Below are 20,311 nucleotides of genomic sequence, written 5' to 3'. Positions count from 1 at the left end.
ATATACCCGAACGTTATTTTTACAAGAATCAATCTCAATGCGAAACCAGATGCTTGCGGTACCCCTCCACCTTCTCTTCCCGGAAGCCGAGCGCTTCGTAGAAGATATGCGCTTCCTTCCGTTTATCCCCGGATACCAGAATGATATAGGAGCAGTCTCTCTCGTGCGCCAGCGCCTCCAGCCGGTTCATCAGCTGCTTGCCCAGCCCCTGGCGGCGGGCCCGGGAGGAGACCACTACATTCTCGACCACCATGAACGAACGGCAATCGCCGACCAGGTCCTGGCAGATAATGCCCATTATCGAACCAAGCAGCTCGCCTTCGATATAGGCGCCCAGCAGGATATACCGCTCGTCCTGTTCAATGCGCCGGAAGGTATCCGCCAGCTTGCCCGGATGGCCCGGCTGCCCCATCAGTTCCTCGTAGAGCAGGTTCAATTGCTCCAATTCTTGCGCTTCAACTGCTTTGATCACGGCCATGTTCACTGACGCCTCACATTCTGCTGAATTCTTAATCACTCTTAATCAAACTGTCCACTGTACAGCCCCCGTATACGCCATATAGATAAACTTAGCTTCAACAGGGACGGCTCAGCGGCCCATTATTTACTCTCCGAAGCCGCCCGAATCGACTGTCTCCACGCCGGTTCCGTAATCTTTCTCCGTAATCTGGACGTTAACCCGTCCTTCGCCGCGGTCCCCGACCAGCTTGATCCGGCTCAGGCCCGGTTTCAGCGTCAGCTCCTCCTTCCCTCCGCCGCTGCCCTCAGCTACCACGGTGTTTTGACCCTCAGGGGACACCAGTACGATTTTACATTTGCCCCGTGAAAGCAATTGCTCATAACTGATAGTCAGAGTGCTGTCCGCCGGTGCATCAACCACCCACAGGGTATCGGCTCCGCTGAACTTTTTAAATTTCAAATCCGCTTCCATGGCCAACACCCCACCAATGCGTTCCACATACGAGAAACTGTCTCCGCTTTGTGCAATCGCCGCATCATCGCCGTAGATGTCCGTCTTGGCATCGCCCTGTGCACAACCTGCCAGCAGCAGTACTGCCAAAGAAATCCCGGCTGCAGCCTTCCATCCCATCACAAACTCATCTCCCCTGCCGGATTGGCGTCCTAAAGCTTCTTCCGTACTATTTCTTAAGCTGCAGCTCGAACTGTTCCTGCTTTCCGTCCCATTCCACAGTTACGCTAATGCTCGCATCCTCACGCAAAATCGAAAGATTCTTGCCCTCTATCTTCATGAGGTCCGCATCTGGTGGCCCATCCAGAGTTTGCGTCATGCTGCTTCCCGTCGTTTTGAAGCCGTACTTGAACTGTTGGATGGCCTCCAGATCGGCGGGGCTTCCTTTATATTGGAGTTCAAAGGTGTAGCTCTGACTCCGCTCGTAATACATATCCTTCCCGTTCCGCTTGACAGGCTTCTCTGAAGCCTTCTGGATATACTCGGCGGACCAGCTCTCACTTCCCCCTGTATAGGTATAGTTATAATCCAGTGTATCGCTGCTGCACGCAGTGATTAGAAGCAGTGTTAATCCGGTCAGTATAAACATCCTCAGAAAATGTCTCACGCCACAGGCCCTCCATCTCCTGACTAATTGTCATGGTGCAACCATTCAAGAACGGCTTCCACACGCGCTTCGACCGGCAGATCGCCTTCCAGCCGCAGAACCGGGCAATTCAGCTCTGCCATCCATGCTTCGTGCAGCTTGCGGCTGCGAGCCACTTGTACTCCTCCGTTCATTCGGATATATCCGGCGGAATCCGGCGGGCCACTCCCGTCGCAATCGCCGCTTTGATAACCGCCAGCCGGACCTCCTCTACCACCTTTTCGTTAAAAATACTCGGGATGATATACTGCTCGCCCAGCTCATCCTTCTGAACGACTGCGGCGATGGCCTGAGCGGCAGCCAGCTTCATCTCCAGATTGACCGTCCGGGCCCGGCAATCCAGCGCCCCGCGGAAGATTCCGGGGAAGCAGAGCACGTTGTTGATCTGATTCGGATAATCACTCCGTCCCGTCGCCAGCACACGGACACATGGCTCAGCCAGCTCCGGATCAATCTCCGGAATCGGGTTCGCCATCGCAAAGACGATCCGGTCCGGGGCCATCGTTTCCAGAAGGGCAAGGTCCAGAATGTTGCCGCCGGATACGCCGATAAATACGTCCGCTCCATGGATCGCTTCCGCCAGTCCACCCGTTAGCCCTTCGGGATTGGTCGCTTCCGCCAGATCAGTCCACTCCCTGTTTGTGTAAGTTTGTCCACGGCTTAGGAGGCCTTCCCGGTCCACGCCATAGAGCCTGCGGGCGCCGGCCGCCAGCAGCAGCCGGCAAATCGACACGCCGGCCGCACCGATGCCCACCACTACGATCCGGCAGTCGGATATCCGTTTGTCCACCACCTTCAGTGCGTTCAGCAGCCCGGCCAGGGCGACTACCGCCGTTCCATGCTGGTCGTCATGAAAGACCGGGATATCCAGCTCCGCAGAGAGCCTCCGCTCGATCTCGAAGCAGCGCGGCGAGCTGATATCCTCCAGATTAATGCCGCCAAAACCAGGAGCAACCGCTTTCACAATGCCGATAATCTGCTCGGTATCCTTGGTATTCAGACAAAGCGGGAAGGCATCGACATCCGCCAGCTGCTTGAACAGCATGGCCTTGCCTTCCATGACCGGCAGCGCGGCTTCCGGACCGATATCGCCGAGACCCAGCACAGCGGTACCGTCGGTGACGACCGCCACTGTATTTCGCTTGATCGTCAGCGAGTTGGCTTTGCCGGGGTCCGCCGCAATCGCCATACATACACGGGCTACACCGGGCGTGTAGACGAGCGAGAGATCTTCCCGATTCTTGATCGGCATCTTTGGTGTAATCTCGATTTTACCGCCCAGATGGGCCAGAAAGGTCCGGTCCGAGACATTGATTACCTTGATGCCCGGCATGCCCGACAACACAGCGGTCAGCGCTTCATTGCCCGCATCCTGTACATTGACCGTTATGTCGCGTACCGTCGTTTCTTTGCCCGCGCGGATGACATCAATCGCCACCATATCGCCGCCGGCTGCGGCGAGTCTGGCCGCCACCTCACCGAACGACGCTTCCCGGGTGCGGATTTCCAGCCGGATAATCATTGTAGTCGCAATGGACATAGCTCTGCCTCCTTCAATTTCCAGCTCTATGTCCACTATACTACAAGTTCACATAATATACATAAGTATGGAAACAGAGGGATATTGCAGGAGCCTTAGTTACCGGTTAACAGCGGTCATTTCACCGGCCGATGATATGCCGCCTAAAGTCTGATCGCCGTCCTTAGTCAAGGCCACGCCCCAGATAAATTCAAACGTTACGATGGAGAGATAGTTCGATTTTCGCACACTAATCTTGCTGTTTTTACGGATTTCAGCCATATAGTTTGATTTTCGCCACTTAATTTGAGTGATATTGGTGTGGTAGTGGATTTACAAGCATATTAAGTGGCGATTATCCAACTAGGCTTGCGATCATGCTCCAAACAGGTGAAATTAAGTTGCGATTTTCCAACTAAAGCAGCTACCCCGGGATTCTACCGCCCACGAATTATGTAACAAAATCCAGGAATCTGATGGCCGACTGCGGCTGGAGGTCCAAAACCTCGCCGGAAGCTCAAAGTTAGTACATAACCAGCAAATTATCATGCTAGTTCGCCGCTGTAATCGTTGTTGTAATTTACCGGGATACTATTGTTCTAGGGTCTACACTATTCTATGTTATGCACCGTTCTATGTTATGCGCTGTTCTATTTCATGAACTATTCTATGTTATACACTGTTCTATGCTTCTATGGTCTGTACTGGCTCTAAGGTCCACACTCTTCTATGGTCTCTATTGTCCTAATGGTCTGCACTGGCCCGCGCTCCTCAAAAGCAGATACTGCTCTAAGGCCGGTACTGCTCTTTCAGGAGCACAACTTTGCCGCCGACCGAAATGAAGTAAAAGAGACGCTCTTCCGGCCCTTCGGCAAGGAATTCGTCATAGGTAATCAGCTTATGTACTGTCCCGTCAAGCACTGCGATCTGTACATTCCGTCCCAGTGTGGCGGGAATATGCTCTTCACTGGCGTTGCGGACATAGAAGTTACCAGGCAGCACTTGCCCGTCTGCTTCGGCAGCGGCTGCCGCCTCTTGTCCGGTAAGCCACTCCACCATGTCAAGCTCCAGGGCAGCCTCCCCGCCGTCAGCTTTCAGCTCCTTGATCAGCGCCAGCAGCCGGGTAACCTGCGGCAACGCCATTACGCTCTCCTGCAGCTCCAGCAGCTCTTGCTCTCCGCTCTGTCCGCTCTCCGATTTCAGCTCCAGCAGCGTCAATCGTTGAATCAGCCTCTCGGTGCTCTCCTGCACCGAGGTTTCTCCCTGAATCTCTGACTGCATCCACGAGCTCAGGAAGTTCATACTAATCCGTAAATTCCGGTTGTCCAAAAATAAAGACACATTCAATATAACTGAGGCTACCAGCAGTGAAACAATGAACGCTCTCCGTTTATTGCGCTCAGACATTGGATTTCACCTGCTTTCTTCATATCACGCTCTTCTTCCATCCATAATTTAACATGAATGAAGCCCGGTGCCTATGCCATTAAATACTTAACAGCTTCAGCACCGCCGCATGGCAGGAGTCCCGGAAAGCGGTATGGTCTTCATCGGAGCCGGTCATCAGCCATTGAATCAGACAGCCGTCAATCAAGGCGCGGATCAGCGGGGCCGTCGTCTCCGGCGACAGCTCGCGGACGAAGATGCCCTCCTGCTGTCCAAGCGTCAGCACCTCGGCGCTGATGGCGGCACAGCTGTCATAGAATCGCCGGTTAATGTCCTTGTAGGCTTCGATCCGGCTGGCTCTGGCCAGAAAATCGAGATACACCCGATAGAACGAACGGTTCTTGGACGGGCCGGCAAATGCCGAGTCGATATAAGCGGCGAGCTTGCCGGCGGCCGTTGTCTGCTCCCGGACCGCAGCGGTTTCCCGGGCCGAGATTTTTCCGGTGAGCCATTCCAGCAGTTCGACGAGCACGGCCTCCTTGCTCGCAAAATAATAATGCACAACGCCTTTGCTGACTCCGGCATGGTCGGCAATCGTCTGCAGGGTAACGGCATCGTATCCCGCTGCAGCCAACGCCTGAAAGGCGGCATGCAGGATCTGCTTGCGCTTCTCTTCGGATTTCTTGTAACGTACCATAAAGCCTCCCGCACATGGATAGAAATGGTTGTACTATATATCATAGCATCAAAAAAGTTGACCGGTCAGAATAAATATTATATAACGGTCTTACATTAGAGGATTTCCAAACCAGGTTCTCAAAGAACAGGAGAGATAGAACGATGTCTGAAACCTTTCAAGCCCTTGTCGTTGACAAAGGCGAAGCTTTCTCGGTAGCGGTTAAGCCGCTGACCCTTGATGAACTGCCCGCCGGCGAAGTACTGATTAGAGTAGCCTACTCCAGTGTGAACTATAAAGACGGTCTGGCTGGTATTCCAAACGGCAACATTGTCCGCCAGTATCCATTTATTCCGGGTATCGACCTGTCCGGTGTTGTGGTCTCTTCCGGGGACAGCCGCTTTGAGCCCGGCCAGAACGTCATTGCAACCAGCTACGGTATCGGCGTCTCCCATTTCGGCGGCTTCAGCGAATATGCCCGCATTCCGGCTGAATGGGTACTGCCGCTTCCGGAAGGGCTCAGCTTGCGGGAAGCGATGATCTTCGGCACCGCCGGCCTGACCGCTGCCTTGTCGGTTCAGGCGCTGGAAGAACACGGCGCCGCGCCGGATAAAGGCAAGGTGCTGGTCACCGGTGCTACCGGAGGCGTAGGCGGCGCCGCTGTGGCGATGCTGGCCAAGATAGGCTATACAGTAACGGCCAGTACCGGCCGGACGGAGGAAGCCGCCTATCTGCAGGCTTTGGGCGCAGCCGAAGTGATCTCCCGCGAGGATGTAGGCGCTTCTGCTGCCAAGCCGCTGGACAAGCAGCTGTGGCAAGGCGCTGTAGACTCGGTGGGCGGGGGCCCGCTGGCCGCCGTGCTCAGCAAGGTCGCGTACGGCGGAGCCGTAGCCGCCAGCGGCCTGACAGCCGGAACAGCTGTCGCCACAACTGTTCTGCCGTTCATTCTGCGCGGTGTCGCGCTGCTTGGCATCGACTCTGTGGCCTGCCCTATGGAGAAACGCCGGCGCACCTGGGAGCGGATGGCCGGTGACCTGAAGCCGGAAGCGCTTGAGCTGCTTGTGGACCGCGAGCTTAGCCTCACCGAGCTGCCTCAAGCGCTCGAAGATATCCTGAAGTCGAATACCCGGGGCCGGGTGCTCGTGCGGATGGCTTAATTCCGGCGCCCTGGCGGCAACGGAGCGATAAGGTTCAACTTGCATATCAATAGACAAAGCGTCCGGTCAAGGTGTTCCCCTTGTCCGGACGCTTTGCTGTTCTCCGCCGAAGCTTCAGCCAGGAAGCCTCGAAATGGGTCATATGCTATTCCGTAATCACCTGGTTCGGAAAGAAGGGATACGGCTGGACATACGGCTGCTGGCGGTACTGTGTACCATAAGGCTGAGCGTATTGTCCCGGTGCCGCATAGGGCGAATACCCGAATGGCTGCGGAGCCATATTGGCCTGGGGAGACACATGCGCCGGCATATTGGCCTGGGGGGACACATGCGCCGGCATATTGATATTCTCCGCGTTCTCGGCAGTTCCCTTGACTCCCTTGACGCAGTCCTTGGGCGGTCCGATGAAGGTCCGCGGCTGGACCGGAGCGAAGGTCTCCTTCACCTTCGCTTCATCCATGCAATACGTATGAGCCCACACGCTGGCCGGCGTCTTGAGCAGAATATCCGAACCCAGAATGACCTCGGGCGTCGGTGCATCGAAGATGGCCAGCAGATGCGTCCCGTCTACCGTAGCCACCTCATAATGCCACCAGCCCTGCGGCACATTCGCCACCATGCCGGGGGTAATCGGAAAATTCAGCAGCTGGTTCGTAAACGGATTGATCAGCGACACGACTGCCGCACCGGAAATACAATAGACCAATTCGGCGGCATTCTGATGATAATGGGGCTCCACTACATTCGATTTGCTGAGAAAAATATCAAGCAGCGAAGTGTTCTCCAGCGTATTAAGCTGCTTGATGCCCAGAACATTGATGAAGTTGTACGCATCCTTGCGGAATAAGGTACTGCTGTTCAAATCAAAGCTGAACTGTGTCGTGGGTAAAGTATAATCCATGGTTGAAGTCACCGTGCGATCCTTCCCTTCTGCTGACCGGATTTTGTTCGTTCTGCCCATAGCGTATGCATCCGCCCAGGCCCAGGTGACAGCATCCGGGAATTCAGCCGGGGTTAAAGCCGTCGGCTTTCTTAAGCAGCAGCCCGGCTCAGCCTTCTTTCCCGGCAACGACCGTACAGTTTCTCCCCTTGCGCTTGGCGGTATACAAGGCTTGATCAGCTTTGTCCAACAGCTCTGCAAGCGTTCCGCCGTGCAGCGGGAAATGGGCGATGCCCAGGGAAGAGGTGATCCGCTGCTCCAGCGGTCCTTTGCTCTGCTCCAGCCTGCTGCGGATGCGCTCGGCAACCGCAAAAGCATTGCTGGTCCGGGGCAGCAGCACGACAAATTCCTCTCCGCCGAAGCGGGCGCATACATCTCCGGGGCGGATAGCATTCGCAATGACATCGCCCACCCAGCGCAACACCTCATCTCCTGCCAGATGGCCATGCGTATCGTTGACGACCTTGAACTTGTCCACATCCAGTACAATCAGCGAAAAAGGAACCCCGGCTTCAATCCATTGCCCGGCACTCCATTCCATGCCCCGGCGGTTGGCGATCCCTGTTAACTGATCGGTCATCGCATCATGGGTCAGCTGGTCCGTCTGCTTCTGAATATCCTTCCAGGCAATGTCCACCGCCTTGGTCAGCAGATCTGCCTCCCGGTTCCAGTGCGGCTTCATCTCCGGAAGCTCCACATGCTCCTTGCCAAAGCGTCCTACGAGATTGGCCAGCGCTACAAACGGGTGCGCCAGCCTGTGCGCGAGAACGATTACACAAAGGAGCATCAGCGCAAACGGAAGCACCATTAATCCGACGATTTTGCGCAAATGACCGCTTAGCTGCTCCTGAATGACGCTTTCCGGCGATACTACCGCAACCCCCCATCCGCTGGAAGGGACACCCGAATAACCGGCCAGCATCTCTTCGCCGTTAATGTTCAGCGCCGCCATCCGTCCGCTTCCCCCGTTCATCAGCCTTTGCACGAGCGGACTCGCCGAGACATCCGTGTTAATCCGCGTTTTATCGGGGTGAAAGATCAGATGGCCATCCGAGCCGACAATGAAGAAATAGGAGCCGGAGTCATCGATCTTGTTGTTCCCGTAAATCATGTTCAGAATGTTATAGTCCTGAAGATAGATCGAACCGCCCAATTGGCCAAGATACAGCCCGTTCTTATCGAAGAGCGGTTCACTCATAAACAGCAGGCTTCTGCCAGTGGTTGAAGAAATATACGGCCGGGAAATATAGGATTTCTTCAGCTGCAGCGCCTCCAGAGCGGGCGGCGATACAATGTGGTGTCCGTTAATGCCCAGCGATTCCGGCGAGCTGCCGAGCACAACGCTATCCGGTCCAACCAGAATAAGGGAATTGAAATAATTGCTGCTGTTGCGCATCAGCTCCAGATAGTCGGCAATCTCCGTCCGCTGTGCCGGACTCATTCCCGAAAGGACCTTGGCGCTGTATAGCAGGCTGCTGCGCATCGAGCGGAAGAGGGAATCGGCAGTCAGGCTCATACGCTCAGCGTTGGCGAAATTGAGATTCAGTGTAGTATTAATCAAGGATCTTTTTTTGGAATGATAGGAAGCTGCCAGTACAATGCTTGTAGTCATTACCGCTACAAGCGTCACAAGGCTGATTAGCAATGTGGTAAGACTGAGCTTCCTGTCGGATGATTTTGCCGGTTGAACGGATACGGCCATGCTGCACCTCCTTGCCTGCCATCCAATACATCTGCTGACTTTCATTATATACAACGCAGGTGGATTACGGCGCAGCCGCTCTCATCCAATTATTTCTGCATATGTCTACACCTTATTTATCGGTTAACTGAGCGGTATTCTTTCGGGTACTTGTGACCTATGTTATAGCTTTTCACAAAAAAAGCAGCCGGGATCACCTCCCGGCCGCTTAAACTCTTAACGCCAACCTTTACGTTCCAATAATCCGGCGATATGCGCCATATGATGCCGGTTATGCCACACATACCGGGCAAGTGCTGTATCCAGTGTCATGCTACCCAGACCTTGGCTGACGATCATCCGGGAATAATCCGTCTCATCCACCGTTTCCAGCAGACGGGCGAAGCGCCGGTGCAGGCTGTCCAGCAGTACAAGCGAAGTCTCCGCAGGCTCTTCCGTATAATCGCTCCGCTCCGCCCAAAGGTCCTCCCGGTAAGTCGGCATTTCCGGCGCCGATTCGGTCAGGCCGCGCTTAAAGCGCAGGTAGGCGTACATACCGGAATCAGCCAAGTGGTGCACGACTATTCTGACCGACCAGCCGCCTTCCCGGTAAGGCGTGTCGAGCTGCTCCCCGGACAGCGGCTGCACCAGCGCCCGCAGTGCTCCGCCAAGCCCCCGGATCTCCTCAATGTACGCTTGCCGCTGCTCCGTAATTAGCCTGCCCGGCGGAGAGAATCTGCCGATTGGGTAGCGCAGCTGTTCTGACGGTTCCGGTTCTCCGTTCATCCCGCCTGCCTCCCTTCCGTCAGCCAGCCATGCAGCTCCTCCAGCGTGGCAATCGTTAATTCCGGCTTGACCTCATGCGACCATTCGGCACCGCTGCGGTTAATCCAGCAGGTGCGGATGCCGGCCCTGGCCGCTCCAAGCACATCTCCGGATGAATCGCCAATGTGCAGAACTTCGTCCGGACGGACGCCGTAATGCTGAAGGACCGCATGAAACATCAGGTTGCGGCTGTCATTCTTGTAGGACTGGTATTGCTCGGAGGTAAATAGGGTCAGCGGGTAACTCCGGTAGAACTCCGGCAGCATGCGGAGATCGGTATCACTGACGATGCACACCTGATACTCGGCGCACACCCGCTGGAGGAATGCCTCGGTATCGGGATACAGCGCTGCAAGGCGATGTTCGGCAAACAGATGCTCCACCGCCTTCGCCGGTTCATAGGCAATGGAATGACGGGCGAACACCTCTTCATAGCTGTGCTGAAAAAGCTCCTGCGAGAGCCTGAACCCTCCGCTCAGACGAAGCGCCTCCACACCCGCCAAAAAATGCGCCAGCACCTTGCCGCCGTAGTCCTTGGCCCGTTCAACACTGTATTCCTCCTGCAAAATAGGCTTCCATACCTGTGCGTTCCTGCCTTGTATATCGACCAAGGTCTGGAACATATCCAGGCTGATTACTTTGATAGCGCCCATATTTACAATCCCTCCGCAAGCTTACTTATTGAAACAATCCATTATCTATATAAGTTCTTCTGCAGCCTAACGGTTAAAACGGGCGGCAACAAATACCGCCGGCGAGTTCCAGTAGATCGTCACCTCATTGGTGGAATAGCTGTCTTCATGGTCGGCGAAGCAGGCGGCCGCCGGCCGGCCCTGCAGATGCTGCGCCACGTATTCATCATGGAGCCCGCGGTCGGGTCCGCCGGCAACCAGTCCGGGCACCGGCTCCGCCACCCCGTCGCCGACGGAGGGCCGGTGATGCGGATGCATGACAGGCCGGTCGCCGAAGCCGGTCACATAGCTGATATCCAGCACATTCCGGCCCAGCAGGTAGTGCAGATGATCCAGCGCGCAGGCCGCGTAGCGCTCATCGCCGCTGAGATGCTCAGCCGCCAGCAGCGTCATCGCCCGGTTCAGCACGACCATGTTGCTGCCCCAGATATAATCTTCCTCCCGCAGTGAGATGCGGTAGCCATCCTCGCCGCTCTGCATAAGCAGCCGGTCGGCTTCAGCCAGCAGCCCTGCCTTCAGTGAGGCAAAGGTATCCGCGTCTGCGCGCACTTCGCCGTTCAGCAGGTAAGCCAGGCTGCCGTACCCGCCCATATCGCCCCAGCCAAGCTCATACTTGGGGAACGGCAGCTTCACGAGTCCAAGAACCGCTTGATGGTACTTGTCTTCCCCTGTTGTACGCAGCAGTTCGGCTGCCGCCCAATACCGTTCATCGCGCACCTCGCCGTCGGGGTATTCGCCGGTGGAAATTTCCGGCGGATTGGTAAAGCCGCCCGCCTCGGGATGGCCTTCCAGCCAGCTCCAAGCTTGCACAGCCGCTTCCAGGCACCTTCCGGCATAGACCGGATCGAACGGTCGGTAGATCCGGGCGGCGAGTGCCATTACACCGGCGAAATTGCCGGTGGCCGTGGCAGAAACCGGAGAGAAGTACAGCTCAGCCGTGTCATCCTCCGGCATCACATCAAGCCCCGGAAAGCTGAGGGTTGTCAGCTTGTGATATACGCCGCCGGTACCGGCTTCCTGCATTTTGAACAGCCAGTCCAGCTCCACCTTGCATTCCAGCAGCACATCCGGCATGCCGGTGCCGCTCTCGGGAATCGGGATCGGTGCGGCAAATGCCGAAGGATACAGCTCATAGGCCAGCAGCAGATCAGCCACGGCCTTTGCGCCAGGTCCGGAATATTTGCCGTAATCGCCCGCATCATGCCACCCTCCGCAGCTGTCCAGCTTCAGCTCCGGCTGCCCGTAGACGGTTCCCGTGCCGGTATGGCACGCTTTGTGCGCCCAGGGTCCGGCGTAGGCTTCGCTCAATTCAACGCCGCAGCGGTAGAAATAAAAGGCTTTCAATAATCCCTGCTGCAAATTATGATAGGGCTTGTCCGTGATGCAGAATACGGCCGACACCGCTCCGTCCTCGCTCTCTATACGGTAGCTTCCCGGCGCAGTCACGGCAGAGAAATCTCCGGTATGTACGCTGGCCCCGCTGGGCAGGTCCTGCTTGGGGGAATCCGTACGTCCGGTGAAGACAACCGCTCCACTTTCCTCCTCAACTACCCTGAACTCCCGCCCTTCTCCGCGGAACACAGCAAGCTTCTCGGCATCTGTGATGTATCCCAGCTGATTCAAGGCAATGGTACGGGAAACGCTCTGGTTCATTGTATGCCTCTCTCCCTTAACATCAATAATATAAAGAAGCGGGGGTCATCATTATTCCCCCAGCAGTCTCATGAATTGAGCCGGCAGGTTCAATTGCCGGTTATCGCCGATCATACGCCGCAGTTCCTCCTGCAGATCGTTCTCGCTTTGGGCGTCCTTGATCTCCTGAATCTCCCGGTTCAGGCGCTCCATTTGCACATCCAGCTCGTAAGCCTTGTCCGCGGCATTTTTGAGTTCGCGGGTTAGATGCTCGGGAACCGTTTTGCTGGATTTGCTGTAGTTGTAGAAGATTTTATGCTCCAGGCTGGCCCAGAAATCCATAGCAATCGTGCGGATCTGTACCTCTACGCACACATGCTCCTGGCAGTCGGACAGGAATACCGGCACCTCTACCAGCAGATGCAGGCTCTGATAGCCGTTAGGTTTGGGATGCTTGATGTAATCTTTAATACCAAGCACCTTCAGATCATCCTGATTCGCCAGCATATCGCTGACCCGGTAAATATCCGATATGAATGAGCAGGTAATCCGGAGCCCGGCAATATCCTTGATGCTGGCTCTTACCGCATCGAGGGAGAACTCCTTGTTTTTGCGCAGCATTTTATTCATAATGCTCTCGGGCGATTTCAACCGCGATTTGGTATGCTCGATCGGGCTGTAATCATGCAGGCTCTGGAACTCTTCCTTGAGGATTTCAATCTTGGTCTCCATCTCTTCCAGGGCAAATTTGTAGATCATCATAAACCGGGTCAAATCATATCTCAACTGCTTCAGTTGTTCCAGCTGTATTTCGGTACTCATTGTAATTTCTCCTCATGTTTGCTTCTTCAGGGGCTGCTGCCGTCATACAGCCCGGCTGAATCATTAATAATCTCTCATTCATCATAAGCCAATCTACCGGTGCATTTCAAATAAAAAGGCCGTATGGACCTCAGGTCCACACAGCCTCTTCCTGCCATATTACTCGCGGGGAACGCTCCCCCTTACACAAATACCTCATCCATGAACAAGCTGCGCTCGCGTGACAAATCCCGGAACATATCATTCACCTTGACCAGCGGCTTGAACAAGTCAAGCGGGTTGTTCATTACGATGGTACCGGTCTCGCCGTTGCTGAGCTGTACCTGCTTGCCTACAAAACCGGGCAGCAAATGTCCGGTGAGCGCCTGGACCACGTTTCCGTTCAGCTGTCCGAAGCCCATCTCATGGATTTGGCGCAATACCGTCCCCAGACCCTGCTTGTAATGGCCCTGCCGCGAGGTGCTGAGCCCCAGATAAACATTGGCCACAGTCACGATTTCGGTATAGGGATGAATCTGCCCGGGATCCAGTCTGCCCGGATAACCCGAGCCGTCGGCATATTTATGATGCTGCAGAGCAACCAGTGCCGTTGTCTCGTCCAGCCCGGAGCTGCGGATGATGTCATAGCCGAAATGGGTATGCAGTTTGAGCTCCTCCGCTTCAAGCGAAGTCAAAGGGCCGGGATGGTTGAGAATGGAGAGCGGAATCTGACTCTTGCCGATATCATGCAGCAAGCCCGCACAGCTGATGCGATAGCGCTCTTCCTTGGAGTAGCCTAGCCAGGAAGCCAAATAATAAGACAGCAATCCGGTCTGCAGGGAATGCTCATAGGTATCGAGGTCCTCCCGGTCCAGCAGCAGCAGCAGGGAGACGACATCCTTTTGCCGGTCAAGCACCTCCAGGAAAGGCTTCAGCGTATCCTCGACCATCGACTTGGTGAAGGTGCCTTGGGCCAGTGCTTCCAGAAAAATCGACTCATATCCGAGAAGAATTTGGTCAAATTCCTCATGCAGCCCATGATCTTGAAGACTGCCGGCCCCTCCGGACTCTACGCTGCGCAGCTCAATATCTACATAATCAATCCGGTGTCTCAGCAGAAAGGCGATATCTTCAACCCGAATGGCCGTTCCTTTGGAGAGGACGTGCAGACCCTGGGTATTGAAGGTGTCATAGAGCAGGCAGTCGCCGGGTTTGAGGTCTGTCACATGTACTTTCAACTAGCGGCACTCCTTTAACGTGCAGGATGAATAGCTTATACTTACTTGATCATAGTCAATCCCCCGCGGGGCTACAATACGGAGAAAGTCGCATTCACCTGCCTGCTCTAGTGCCAAGGGACCACTGTCTTTAGTCTCTTTTAGAAGAGGGCATTTACATCAAAAAGCACTTTGCCGATCAGCTGGTCCTCCGCCACAAAGGGCGTACTCCACAAATGGGAATCAAAGCTGACATTCCGGTTGTCCCCGAGAAAAAAATAATGACCCTCCGGAACCGTAACCTCGTCAAAGGTATAAGCCATCGGCTCTTTGATATACGGCTCTTCCACCTTAGCCCCGTTGCGGTATAGGGCTCCGTCCTTAATCTCGACTGTATCGCCCGGCAGGCCGATCAGCCGTTTGACGTATTTGTTCCCTTCTGCGTCGTCAGGCGGATAGAATACTACCATATCCCCATGCCGGAGGGTAGTAAGCGAGAGCAGCTTATTTACCACCAGCCTGTCATTGACCTGGATGGTCGGCACCATGGACTCTGTAGGCACCCGCATCGCCTCTGCCACATAGGACCGGATAAACATGGCCAGAATCACGCCAATCACAATGCTGGGCACCCACTGCTTCAAAAATTTCATTGTACAGCCACCTCACTTTATGTACTGTTACAGCCCAAATCGTTGCAAAATCGCTGCCATCTCGCCTTCGGCGTCAAGATTTGCCGCTGCCGGCAAATGGACGATCAGCACCCCGCTGAATATCCGTTCCCAGCGTCCCTGCTGCCCTGCAACCCTGCGGATGAAGTCTTTAATCTCCCGGGATTCCGCCGCCTCCTGGCTCAGAAGCCAGGCATATTTGCGGTAGCGGGATTTGTGCACGGTCTCTATGTAATGCAGAATTCCCTGCTTCTCCTTCACCCGGATGATATCCCCCAGTGAAAGGCCGGGGTGAAACAATGGAGTCTCCTCAATCCGGTATTCATTCCGGGCAACAGGAGTCACGTCGAGTATTTCGATCTCGCGCCCATGCTCATCAAAGCAAAACTGCAAGCCCATGATCTCCGGCATTTTCAATCACCTCCAACTACAATTAATGCATGTATGTATTCCGTTCCTGTTTACTGTCCTGACCGCAATCCATTGGCGATAATGCGCTCCAGCAGCTTCCATGGAAGCAGCGTTTTGCCGATGATCAGCAGCCGGGTCCCTTTACCTACGGGATAGCGCAGCTTCGGCGAGCGCATACGGACAATCCTTCCGATCAATTCCGCCACGGCGCGGGGATGGGGGGCGTTCATTGCTGTACGGCGGGAATAGCGCAGCACGTCGTCCAGCTCCCGGGCATAGGGAGAAGCTTCCCGGACCTGCAGACCGTCAATGCCCTTATCCCAGATAGGCGTCCGGAAGGAGCCGGGCTCGACCAGCACGACGCGGATACCGAAGCCGGCCAGCTCCTGGCGCAGACTCTCGCTGAAGCCCTCGACGGCAAACTTCGAAGCCGCATAAGGCCCATAGCCGGGAAATCCCGTCAAACCGCTCACACTGCTGACATTGATGATTATTCCTGACCGGCGTACCCGCATACCGGGAATGGCCGCCTTCGAGACCGCAATTACGCCGAAAAAGTTGGTCTCCATCTGCCGCCGCCAGTCTTCCATGCTCACTTCTTCCGTAAACCCGCCTACCGCAAAGCCGGCGTTGTTCACCAGAACATCGATGCCGCCCCAGGCCGCTTCTGCTTCTGCCACAGTCCGGTTCACGGCTGCTTCATCCGTCACATCCATGGTTACCGGATGAATTCTCTCCCGGATATCCGCGTGCTCCGCCAGCTTCAGCAGCTCACCGCTGCGGCTTATATCCCGCATGGCAGCAATGACATGATAGCCTTGACCCGCCAGCTCCAGGGCGGTAAGCAGGCCAAAACCGCTGGAGGTGCCGGTAATCAGCGCGACGGGCTCACGCGCAGGTTGAAAGTCGGATTTCAAAGAGTATCCTCCCGCTCTTCTAATGTTATCTATGATTTCTTCCATTCATCTCAATCATTGTAACATAGAATGAGGATGGGATTACAAAGTCCGGCCGAGGATGGCGAACATACATTCTTTTTGAGTCTTGACTTCCCATTCATTTCAAGTTAAAGTTGGGATAAATATACGCGGAGCGGGAGAAGCACCTCGCAGGATGGGCCAGTGGCCCCTCTTGGAGGTGCTTTTTTGATGCCTGCTATATTAAGTGACAAGGAGCTGATGAATACATGATTTCACTGAATCCGCTTGAAGCGCCTGCCCGGCAGCGCAGCAAATCCGGCAGACGTATTTGCTACAGCCTGCTGTCAGGTCTGCTGGTGGTGCTGCTGCTGCTTGCCGGGCATCCCGGTCTGGCCGCCGCCGACTGGGATGCCTCACTGAAAGAGATTGAGCAGCTGCATGCAGGTTATACGGCGCTGCAGGAGACGCTCAAGACAGAGAATGCCCAGACGGCCGCACTGCGCAAGCAGAATAATGCAGCGCGCACTGCCGTGAACGCAGCAGTTAAGGCTGTGGATTCCGCGCTGCTCGGACGCTTGAAGAGCGAAGCCGCCGCGCTTCAGAAGCGGCATGCTCCGCTGCTGGAGCAGTATACCGCGCTCGGCAAAGAGGCTGCTGCTGCGCGCAAGGCGGAGAAGCAGCAGCAGGCGGTGCTGCTGGAGCTCAGGCGCAATAAGCTGAAAGCTTCAGTAGCATCGGCCAAGGCCGAGATCAAGGCGAAGAGCGCCGAGCTGGCACAGGCCAAGGCTGCGGCTGCCGCCAAGGTGAAGCCAGTCAAGGAGGCGCTGGCCCCCATTGCCGGGCTGAAGAAGCAGATTACGGCAGAGAGCAAGCCGCTGAGCGCTGCCACAGCCGGGCGCAAGGCCGCAGACAAAGCCTACAGGACCGCAGTCGATGCCGGTGATGCCGTTGCCGCAGCCGATGCAATGAAGCAGTCGTATGCGAAGATGCAGGAGCAGCTCGCCATCGGGCGGCAGCTATACGCCTGGGAGCGGCAGATTACCGGCGCGCTGCGTGCGGCGGAGGCCAGGCTGCCGCGCTGAAGGCGGCGGCTTCAGATCAGCCGCACGATCTCGCTGATGAGATAAGCCGCAGGATACAGGGCAAGCTGGCCGAGCAGAGTGCCTAGGAAGCGTGAGCCCATCAGCAGCATGTAGATCTTGCCAAGCTGGTCACGGTAGAGCTCGCTTTCTGTAGCTTTATGGGTGATAATCCCCAGCTGCGGGTCGATGAACACGGTCAGCAGGATGGTGGCCAGGCCGTTGATCAGGCCGGAGGCCTGGGAAGCGGCCGTGCTGAGCTCGGGCACCAGCTTGGCCGCATACAGCGACGACAGCACACCGACCGTATAGAAGGCGGTCACGAAGATGTTCATCACGATGAAGCGCTTCGGAATCCCCAGATACCGGAAGCCTGGCAGATGGAACCGGGGCCGCTTTATGTATTTGCGGGTATTCTTCAACTGCCCGACCGTAACGCTGGACAGCAGCTTCGGAATAGAACCTTCCAGCTCCAGCTTGGAGATGACCCTCCCGGACAAGCCGACGAAGGTCGGGAACACCGCGATGGCAATCAAGGTGCCCAGCGAAGAAGCCAGCATGATGATCCGCAAGTAATTATCCAAGGGGAATTCGCTGTGGTGCTTGGCATAGTCTACAAATTTGGCGGTCAAGGGAGCCTGAACCATATTGGCCGTTCGCGAGACAAGCACAATGATGCCGGTAAGCGAGAGCGCGATGGCGATTTTGTTCAGGCGTACACCGGCAAACCGCACTGCATAAGATAACGTTTCCGATGTATTGATGATCATGGTCAGCAGACAGACCACAATCAGGCTGTTCATCATTGTCAACTTGCGTTCATCTCCTAACTATCCGGGCTCTGTTTGAGCAGGCGCCAGACTACGGCATCCAGCGCACAGGCGAGCAGCAGGCCGGCGGCATACCGCAGCAGGTCAATCCACAGAAATCCCTGGCCGAGCATCAGCCCGCCAAGAGCTGTGGACCGCAATCCGGCAATCCAGGCCGCCTGGTACAGCTGGCTGAATTCGATAAGATAAGAGAATCCGAATCCAAGCATAAGCGCCAGCCGGCGTTTCTGCCGTGTGAACAGTATGCGGAATACGAAATAGATCATCGCTGCCCAGAGCGCATCGCCGAAATGGCTTGCAACAAACGGCGGCAGATGGCTGCCGAAGCCCCTTGCGGCAAGTCCGGACAGCATGACAAGCAGCACCGCGAGGCCGTAGCCGAGCTTTGCCCTCATTCCCTTCACCTCCGTTCGCAGCAGCGTTTAATGATCAGAGAAGAGCAGCAGAACGGATTGTTGCCGGATGACTGCCGGCTATTCGAACACCGTGCTTCCGCTATCAGACCGGAAGATACTCTGCGGATAAGGAATGGACAGCTCCGGCAGCCCGTCTTCTGCGAAGAACCGGAATTCATCCGCTTCCCCGTCGAGACTGCGGGGCGTTCCATTGACGATGCTGCAGGAGAAGACGATGATGGAATAGGCGACCTTGTCGCCGTTCTCATAGACATATATGTATTTCTCACCGCCGAACACACCGAGAATATGCTGCGGAGTAACCATCAGCCCCGCTTCCTCGAATACTTCGCGGCGGACTGCCCGGGAAGGAGTCTCTCCCGGCTCCAGCGCACCGGCGGGCAGGCCCCAGGAACCTCCGCCTTTGCGGAGCAGCAGAATCTTGCCCTCGTCATTGCGGATTACTGCGGCTACAGACGGCACCATCAGCAGTTCTGTACCTACTTTTCCGCGCAAGCCTTGGTAGTAGTCGGATATAGGCATGTTCATCCCCTTTCAAGAGTGCAGCAGTATTCCTCTCATGATACCCACCTGCACAGGGTCTTGGCAACTTCTTCCACACTACTTGACTATATTGGACGTCGCCGCCATAAATACCTTGTCGTTGACGCAAAAAAAAGACATGCTGCGCATTGCACGGCATGTCCGCACGGAGAGGCTGTCTCCGTTCAACTTTCACCAAGATCCCAGATCTTAATAACGCGCCGCCGCACCCGGAAGGTCCAGAGCAGGTCGGCTGCAAGCCATAATGCAAACCAAGGTGCGACCGGCTGCCAAAGCGGCATAATCCGGCTGTAGAGCTGCTCAGCCAGAGGATGCAGCCCGTACAGACAGGCAATGGACAGCACCCACCAATAAAGCGAGAACTTCAGGCAGATATGCCCCCCACGCTGATAAGGCAGCTGCGAATAATCCCACCACTGCTTGCGGAAGACCGCCTTGAGCAGCCAGCCACTTGCGTATTCAACCCCGGTGGGAATAAGCAGTGCCAGCACCAGTATAAGCGGCAACGGCGCATGGAGCTCATACGCCAGCACCAGCATTAGCGGTGCGAAGCCGTACATAGGCTTGTAAGGCCCCTTGAGAAACCCTTCTTTACGGAAGGTACCCACTGTGAAGCGGTTATATGTGCCCTCCAGGCACCACCCGAGCACAGAATAGAACATGAAATAGAAGAAATATTCGCCCGCCGTCATAACGGCAGAGCCGCCGGTTGAAATTGTCTGTGTCAGCATCCTGTATCCGCTCCTGCAGCTAGTATTTACCAAAGCTAAGCTATCGCGGAATAGTATGCCAACGCTTGAATTCAATTATGCATCAGCAGGAGCAAATCTCCTGCCCTTTCATTCTTTTGTATCTGAAGATTTGTCTATCCGGCCTGTGGAGGCGCTGTCATCCTGCCGTTTTTGTACCTCCGGTTTCAGCTCACTGCGTACACCGATGTCCGACAGATACTTTTTCTCCTGTATACCGCTGTAGCCGTCCGAGTTCTTGGGCCTGTATCTGCTGCCGTTATTCCGACTGCGCATATCCGTTCCTCCCCGCAAGCTGATAATTTGCCTGATCCATGAAACAAGCTGCAGGTGCCTCTGGATGCTGAACTCATGATGAGGTTGTACTTGAATCCAGTATACCTGATTTGGGAGAAGCTTCAATACACGGATAACCCGGAACACGGAACCCGGTCCTGAAGCACGCGGATTAAATAAATCAGGACCACCCGTCCAACGGGTGGTTTGCTCTAGGGGTATAACCCCTTGTTGCCAAACTGCGCCTAAAGACGCTAGCCTGACCATACAATTG

Annotated in this window: 25 protein-coding genes; 2 read left to right on the top strand and 23 right to left on the bottom strand. The window is 55.5% G+C overall.

Translation table 11 applies throughout. The annotated features are described in order from the left end of the window. Positions 1–34 precede the first annotated feature (34 nt). The 8 genes from F1379_RS28665 to F1379_RS28640 form a co-directional block, all read right to left on the bottom strand. The gene (locus tag F1379_RS28665; RefSeq protein WP_150275892.1) at positions 35–478 is read right to left on the bottom strand and encodes a GNAT family N-acetyltransferase; all 444 of its coding nucleotides are present in this window, start codon (positions 476–478) and stop codon (positions 35–37) included. A gap of 126 nt (positions 479–604) precedes the next feature. After that, positions 605–1,093 (bottom strand): hypothetical protein, encoded by a 489-nt coding sequence (locus F1379_RS28660; RefSeq protein WP_150275891.1) that lies wholly within the window; start codon positions 1,091–1,093, stop codon positions 605–607. A gap of 46 nt (positions 1,094–1,139) precedes the next feature. Further along, entirely contained in the window at positions 1,140–1,577 is a 438-nt protein-coding gene (locus F1379_RS28655) for a hypothetical protein (protein ID WP_150275890.1), read from the bottom strand. Positions 1,578–1,600: 23 nt separating this feature from the next. Beyond that, positions 1,601–1,732: a P-loop NTPase family protein gene (locus tag F1379_RS30600; protein ID WP_275262666.1), complete on the bottom strand. Its 132-nt coding sequence runs from the start codon at positions 1,730–1,732 to the stop codon at positions 1,601–1,603. Positions 1,733–1,746: 14 nt separating this feature from the next. Continuing rightward, a complete protein-coding gene (locus tag F1379_RS28650) occupies positions 1,747–3,180 on the bottom strand; it encodes an NAD-dependent malic enzyme (protein ID WP_420850556.1) in 1,434 nt (477 codons plus the stop codon). A gap of 75 nt (positions 3,181–3,255) precedes the next feature. Beyond that, entirely contained in the window at positions 3,256–3,417 is a 162-nt protein-coding gene (locus F1379_RS29915) for a hypothetical protein (protein ID WP_162551310.1), read from the bottom strand. 507 nt (positions 3,418–3,924) lie between these two features. After that, complete coding sequence (locus tag F1379_RS28645; RefSeq protein ID WP_150275888.1) at positions 3,925–4,542, bottom strand: hypothetical protein; 618 nt, start codon at positions 4,540–4,542, stop codon at positions 3,925–3,927. Positions 4,543–4,621: 79 nt separating this feature from the next. After that, entirely contained in the window at positions 4,622–5,218 is a 597-nt protein-coding gene (locus F1379_RS28640) for a TetR/AcrR family transcriptional regulator (RefSeq protein WP_150275887.1), read from the bottom strand. A 143-nt stretch (positions 5,219–5,361) separates the two neighbouring features. Here F1379_RS28640 and F1379_RS28635 point away from each other — a divergent pair, with 143 nt between their 5' ends. After that, positions 5,362–6,354: an acrylyl-CoA reductase family protein gene (locus F1379_RS28635; protein WP_150275886.1), complete on the top strand. Its 993-nt coding sequence runs from the start codon at positions 5,362–5,364 to the stop codon at positions 6,352–6,354. 145 nt (positions 6,355–6,499) lie between these two features. On the opposite strand, the gene F1379_RS28630 is transcribed toward F1379_RS28635, so the two are convergent. From F1379_RS28630 to F1379_RS28585, 10 genes are all read right to left on the bottom strand, one after another. Continuing rightward, positions 6,500–7,315, bottom strand: coding sequence for a cupin domain-containing protein (locus F1379_RS28630; RefSeq protein WP_150275885.1), 816 nt, complete (start codon positions 7,313–7,315; stop codon positions 6,500–6,502). An 88-nt stretch (positions 7,316–7,403) separates the two neighbouring features. Next, on the bottom strand, positions 7,404–8,996 hold the full coding sequence (locus tag F1379_RS28625) for a sensor domain-containing diguanylate cyclase (protein WP_150275884.1): 1,593 nt from the start codon (positions 8,994–8,996) through the stop codon (positions 7,404–7,406). Between the two features lie 216 nt (positions 8,997–9,212). Further along, positions 9,213–9,761 carry a YfiT family bacillithiol transferase gene (locus F1379_RS28620; RefSeq protein WP_150275883.1) on the bottom strand — a complete coding sequence of 183 codons (549 nt, stop codon included), beginning with the start codon at positions 9,759–9,761 and terminating at the stop codon, positions 9,213–9,215. After that, positions 9,758–10,453 (bottom strand): HAD family hydrolase, encoded by a 696-nt coding sequence (locus F1379_RS28615; RefSeq protein ID WP_150275882.1) that lies wholly within the window; start codon positions 10,451–10,453, stop codon positions 9,758–9,760. Before F1379_RS28615 ends, F1379_RS28620 begins: the two co-directional genes overlap by 4 nt. A 66-nt stretch (positions 10,454–10,519) precedes the next feature. Continuing rightward, positions 10,520–12,145: a glycoside hydrolase family 9 protein gene (locus F1379_RS28610; protein ID WP_150275881.1), complete on the bottom strand. Its 1,626-nt coding sequence runs from the start codon at positions 12,143–12,145 to the stop codon at positions 10,520–10,522. A gap of 51 nt (positions 12,146–12,196) precedes the next feature. Further along, positions 12,197–12,946 carry a GTP pyrophosphokinase gene (locus F1379_RS28605; RefSeq protein ID WP_150275880.1) on the bottom strand — a complete coding sequence of 250 codons (750 nt, stop codon included), beginning with the start codon at positions 12,944–12,946 and terminating at the stop codon, positions 12,197–12,199. Between the two features lie 182 nt (positions 12,947–13,128). Beyond that, positions 13,129–14,163, bottom strand: a complete 1,035-nt coding sequence (locus tag F1379_RS28600) for an HD-GYP domain-containing protein (RefSeq protein ID WP_150275879.1) — start codon at positions 14,161–14,163, stop codon at positions 13,129–13,131. Positions 14,164–14,303: 140 nt separating this feature from the next. Then, positions 14,304–14,795, bottom strand: a complete 492-nt coding sequence (gene lepB / locus F1379_RS28595) for a signal peptidase I (protein ID WP_150275878.1) — start codon at positions 14,793–14,795, stop codon at positions 14,304–14,306. Positions 14,796–14,822: 27 nt separating this feature from the next. After that, the gene (locus F1379_RS28590; protein WP_150275877.1) at positions 14,823–15,224 is read right to left on the bottom strand and encodes a DUF4265 domain-containing protein; all 402 of its coding nucleotides are present in this window, start codon (positions 15,222–15,224) and stop codon (positions 14,823–14,825) included. Positions 15,225–15,274: 50 nt separating this feature from the next. Beyond that, complete coding sequence (locus tag F1379_RS28585) at positions 15,275–16,141, bottom strand: SDR family oxidoreductase (RefSeq protein ID WP_239004850.1); 867 nt, start codon at positions 16,139–16,141, stop codon at positions 15,275–15,277. A gap of 269 nt (positions 16,142–16,410) precedes the next feature. Between F1379_RS28585 and F1379_RS28580 the strand changes: the two genes are divergently transcribed. Continuing rightward, complete coding sequence (locus F1379_RS28580; RefSeq protein WP_150275875.1) at positions 16,411–17,226, top strand: hypothetical protein; 816 nt, start codon at positions 16,411–16,413, stop codon at positions 17,224–17,226. Positions 17,227–17,237: 11 nt separating this feature from the next. On the opposite strand, the gene F1379_RS28575 is transcribed toward F1379_RS28580, so the two are convergent. The 5 genes from F1379_RS28575 to F1379_RS30485 all read right to left on the bottom strand — a co-directional run. Continuing rightward, entirely contained in the window at positions 17,238–18,029 is a 792-nt protein-coding gene (locus tag F1379_RS28575) for a lipid II flippase Amj family protein (protein ID WP_150275900.1), read from the bottom strand. Positions 18,030–18,049: 20 nt separating this feature from the next. Beyond that, entirely contained in the window at positions 18,050–18,448 is a 399-nt protein-coding gene (locus F1379_RS28570) for a ribosomal maturation YjgA family protein (RefSeq protein WP_150275874.1), read from the bottom strand. A gap of 78 nt (positions 18,449–18,526) precedes the next feature. After that, positions 18,527–18,991 carry an NUDIX domain-containing protein gene (locus F1379_RS28565; protein WP_150275873.1) on the bottom strand — a complete coding sequence of 155 codons (465 nt, stop codon included), beginning with the start codon at positions 18,989–18,991 and terminating at the stop codon, positions 18,527–18,529. Between the two features lie 185 nt (positions 18,992–19,176). Continuing rightward, positions 19,177–19,743 carry a putative ABC transporter permease gene (locus F1379_RS28560; RefSeq protein WP_150275872.1) on the bottom strand — a complete coding sequence of 189 codons (567 nt, stop codon included), beginning with the start codon at positions 19,741–19,743 and terminating at the stop codon, positions 19,177–19,179. A 108-nt stretch (positions 19,744–19,851) separates the two neighbouring features. After that, positions 19,852–20,311 (bottom strand): hypothetical protein (locus F1379_RS30485; RefSeq protein ID WP_239004849.1); only part of this gene is annotated, 460 nt, incomplete at its 5' end.

Origin of the sequence: Paenibacillus tepidiphilus (assembly GCF_008635795.1) — a bacterium.
In the GTDB taxonomy this organism is placed as follows: domain Bacteria; phylum Bacillota; class Bacilli; order Paenibacillales; family Paenibacillaceae; genus Paenibacillus_AQ; species Paenibacillus_AQ tepidiphilus.
Note: the sequence above shows the minus strand (reverse complement) of the source record. Positions and strands in the feature narration are given on the sequence as shown.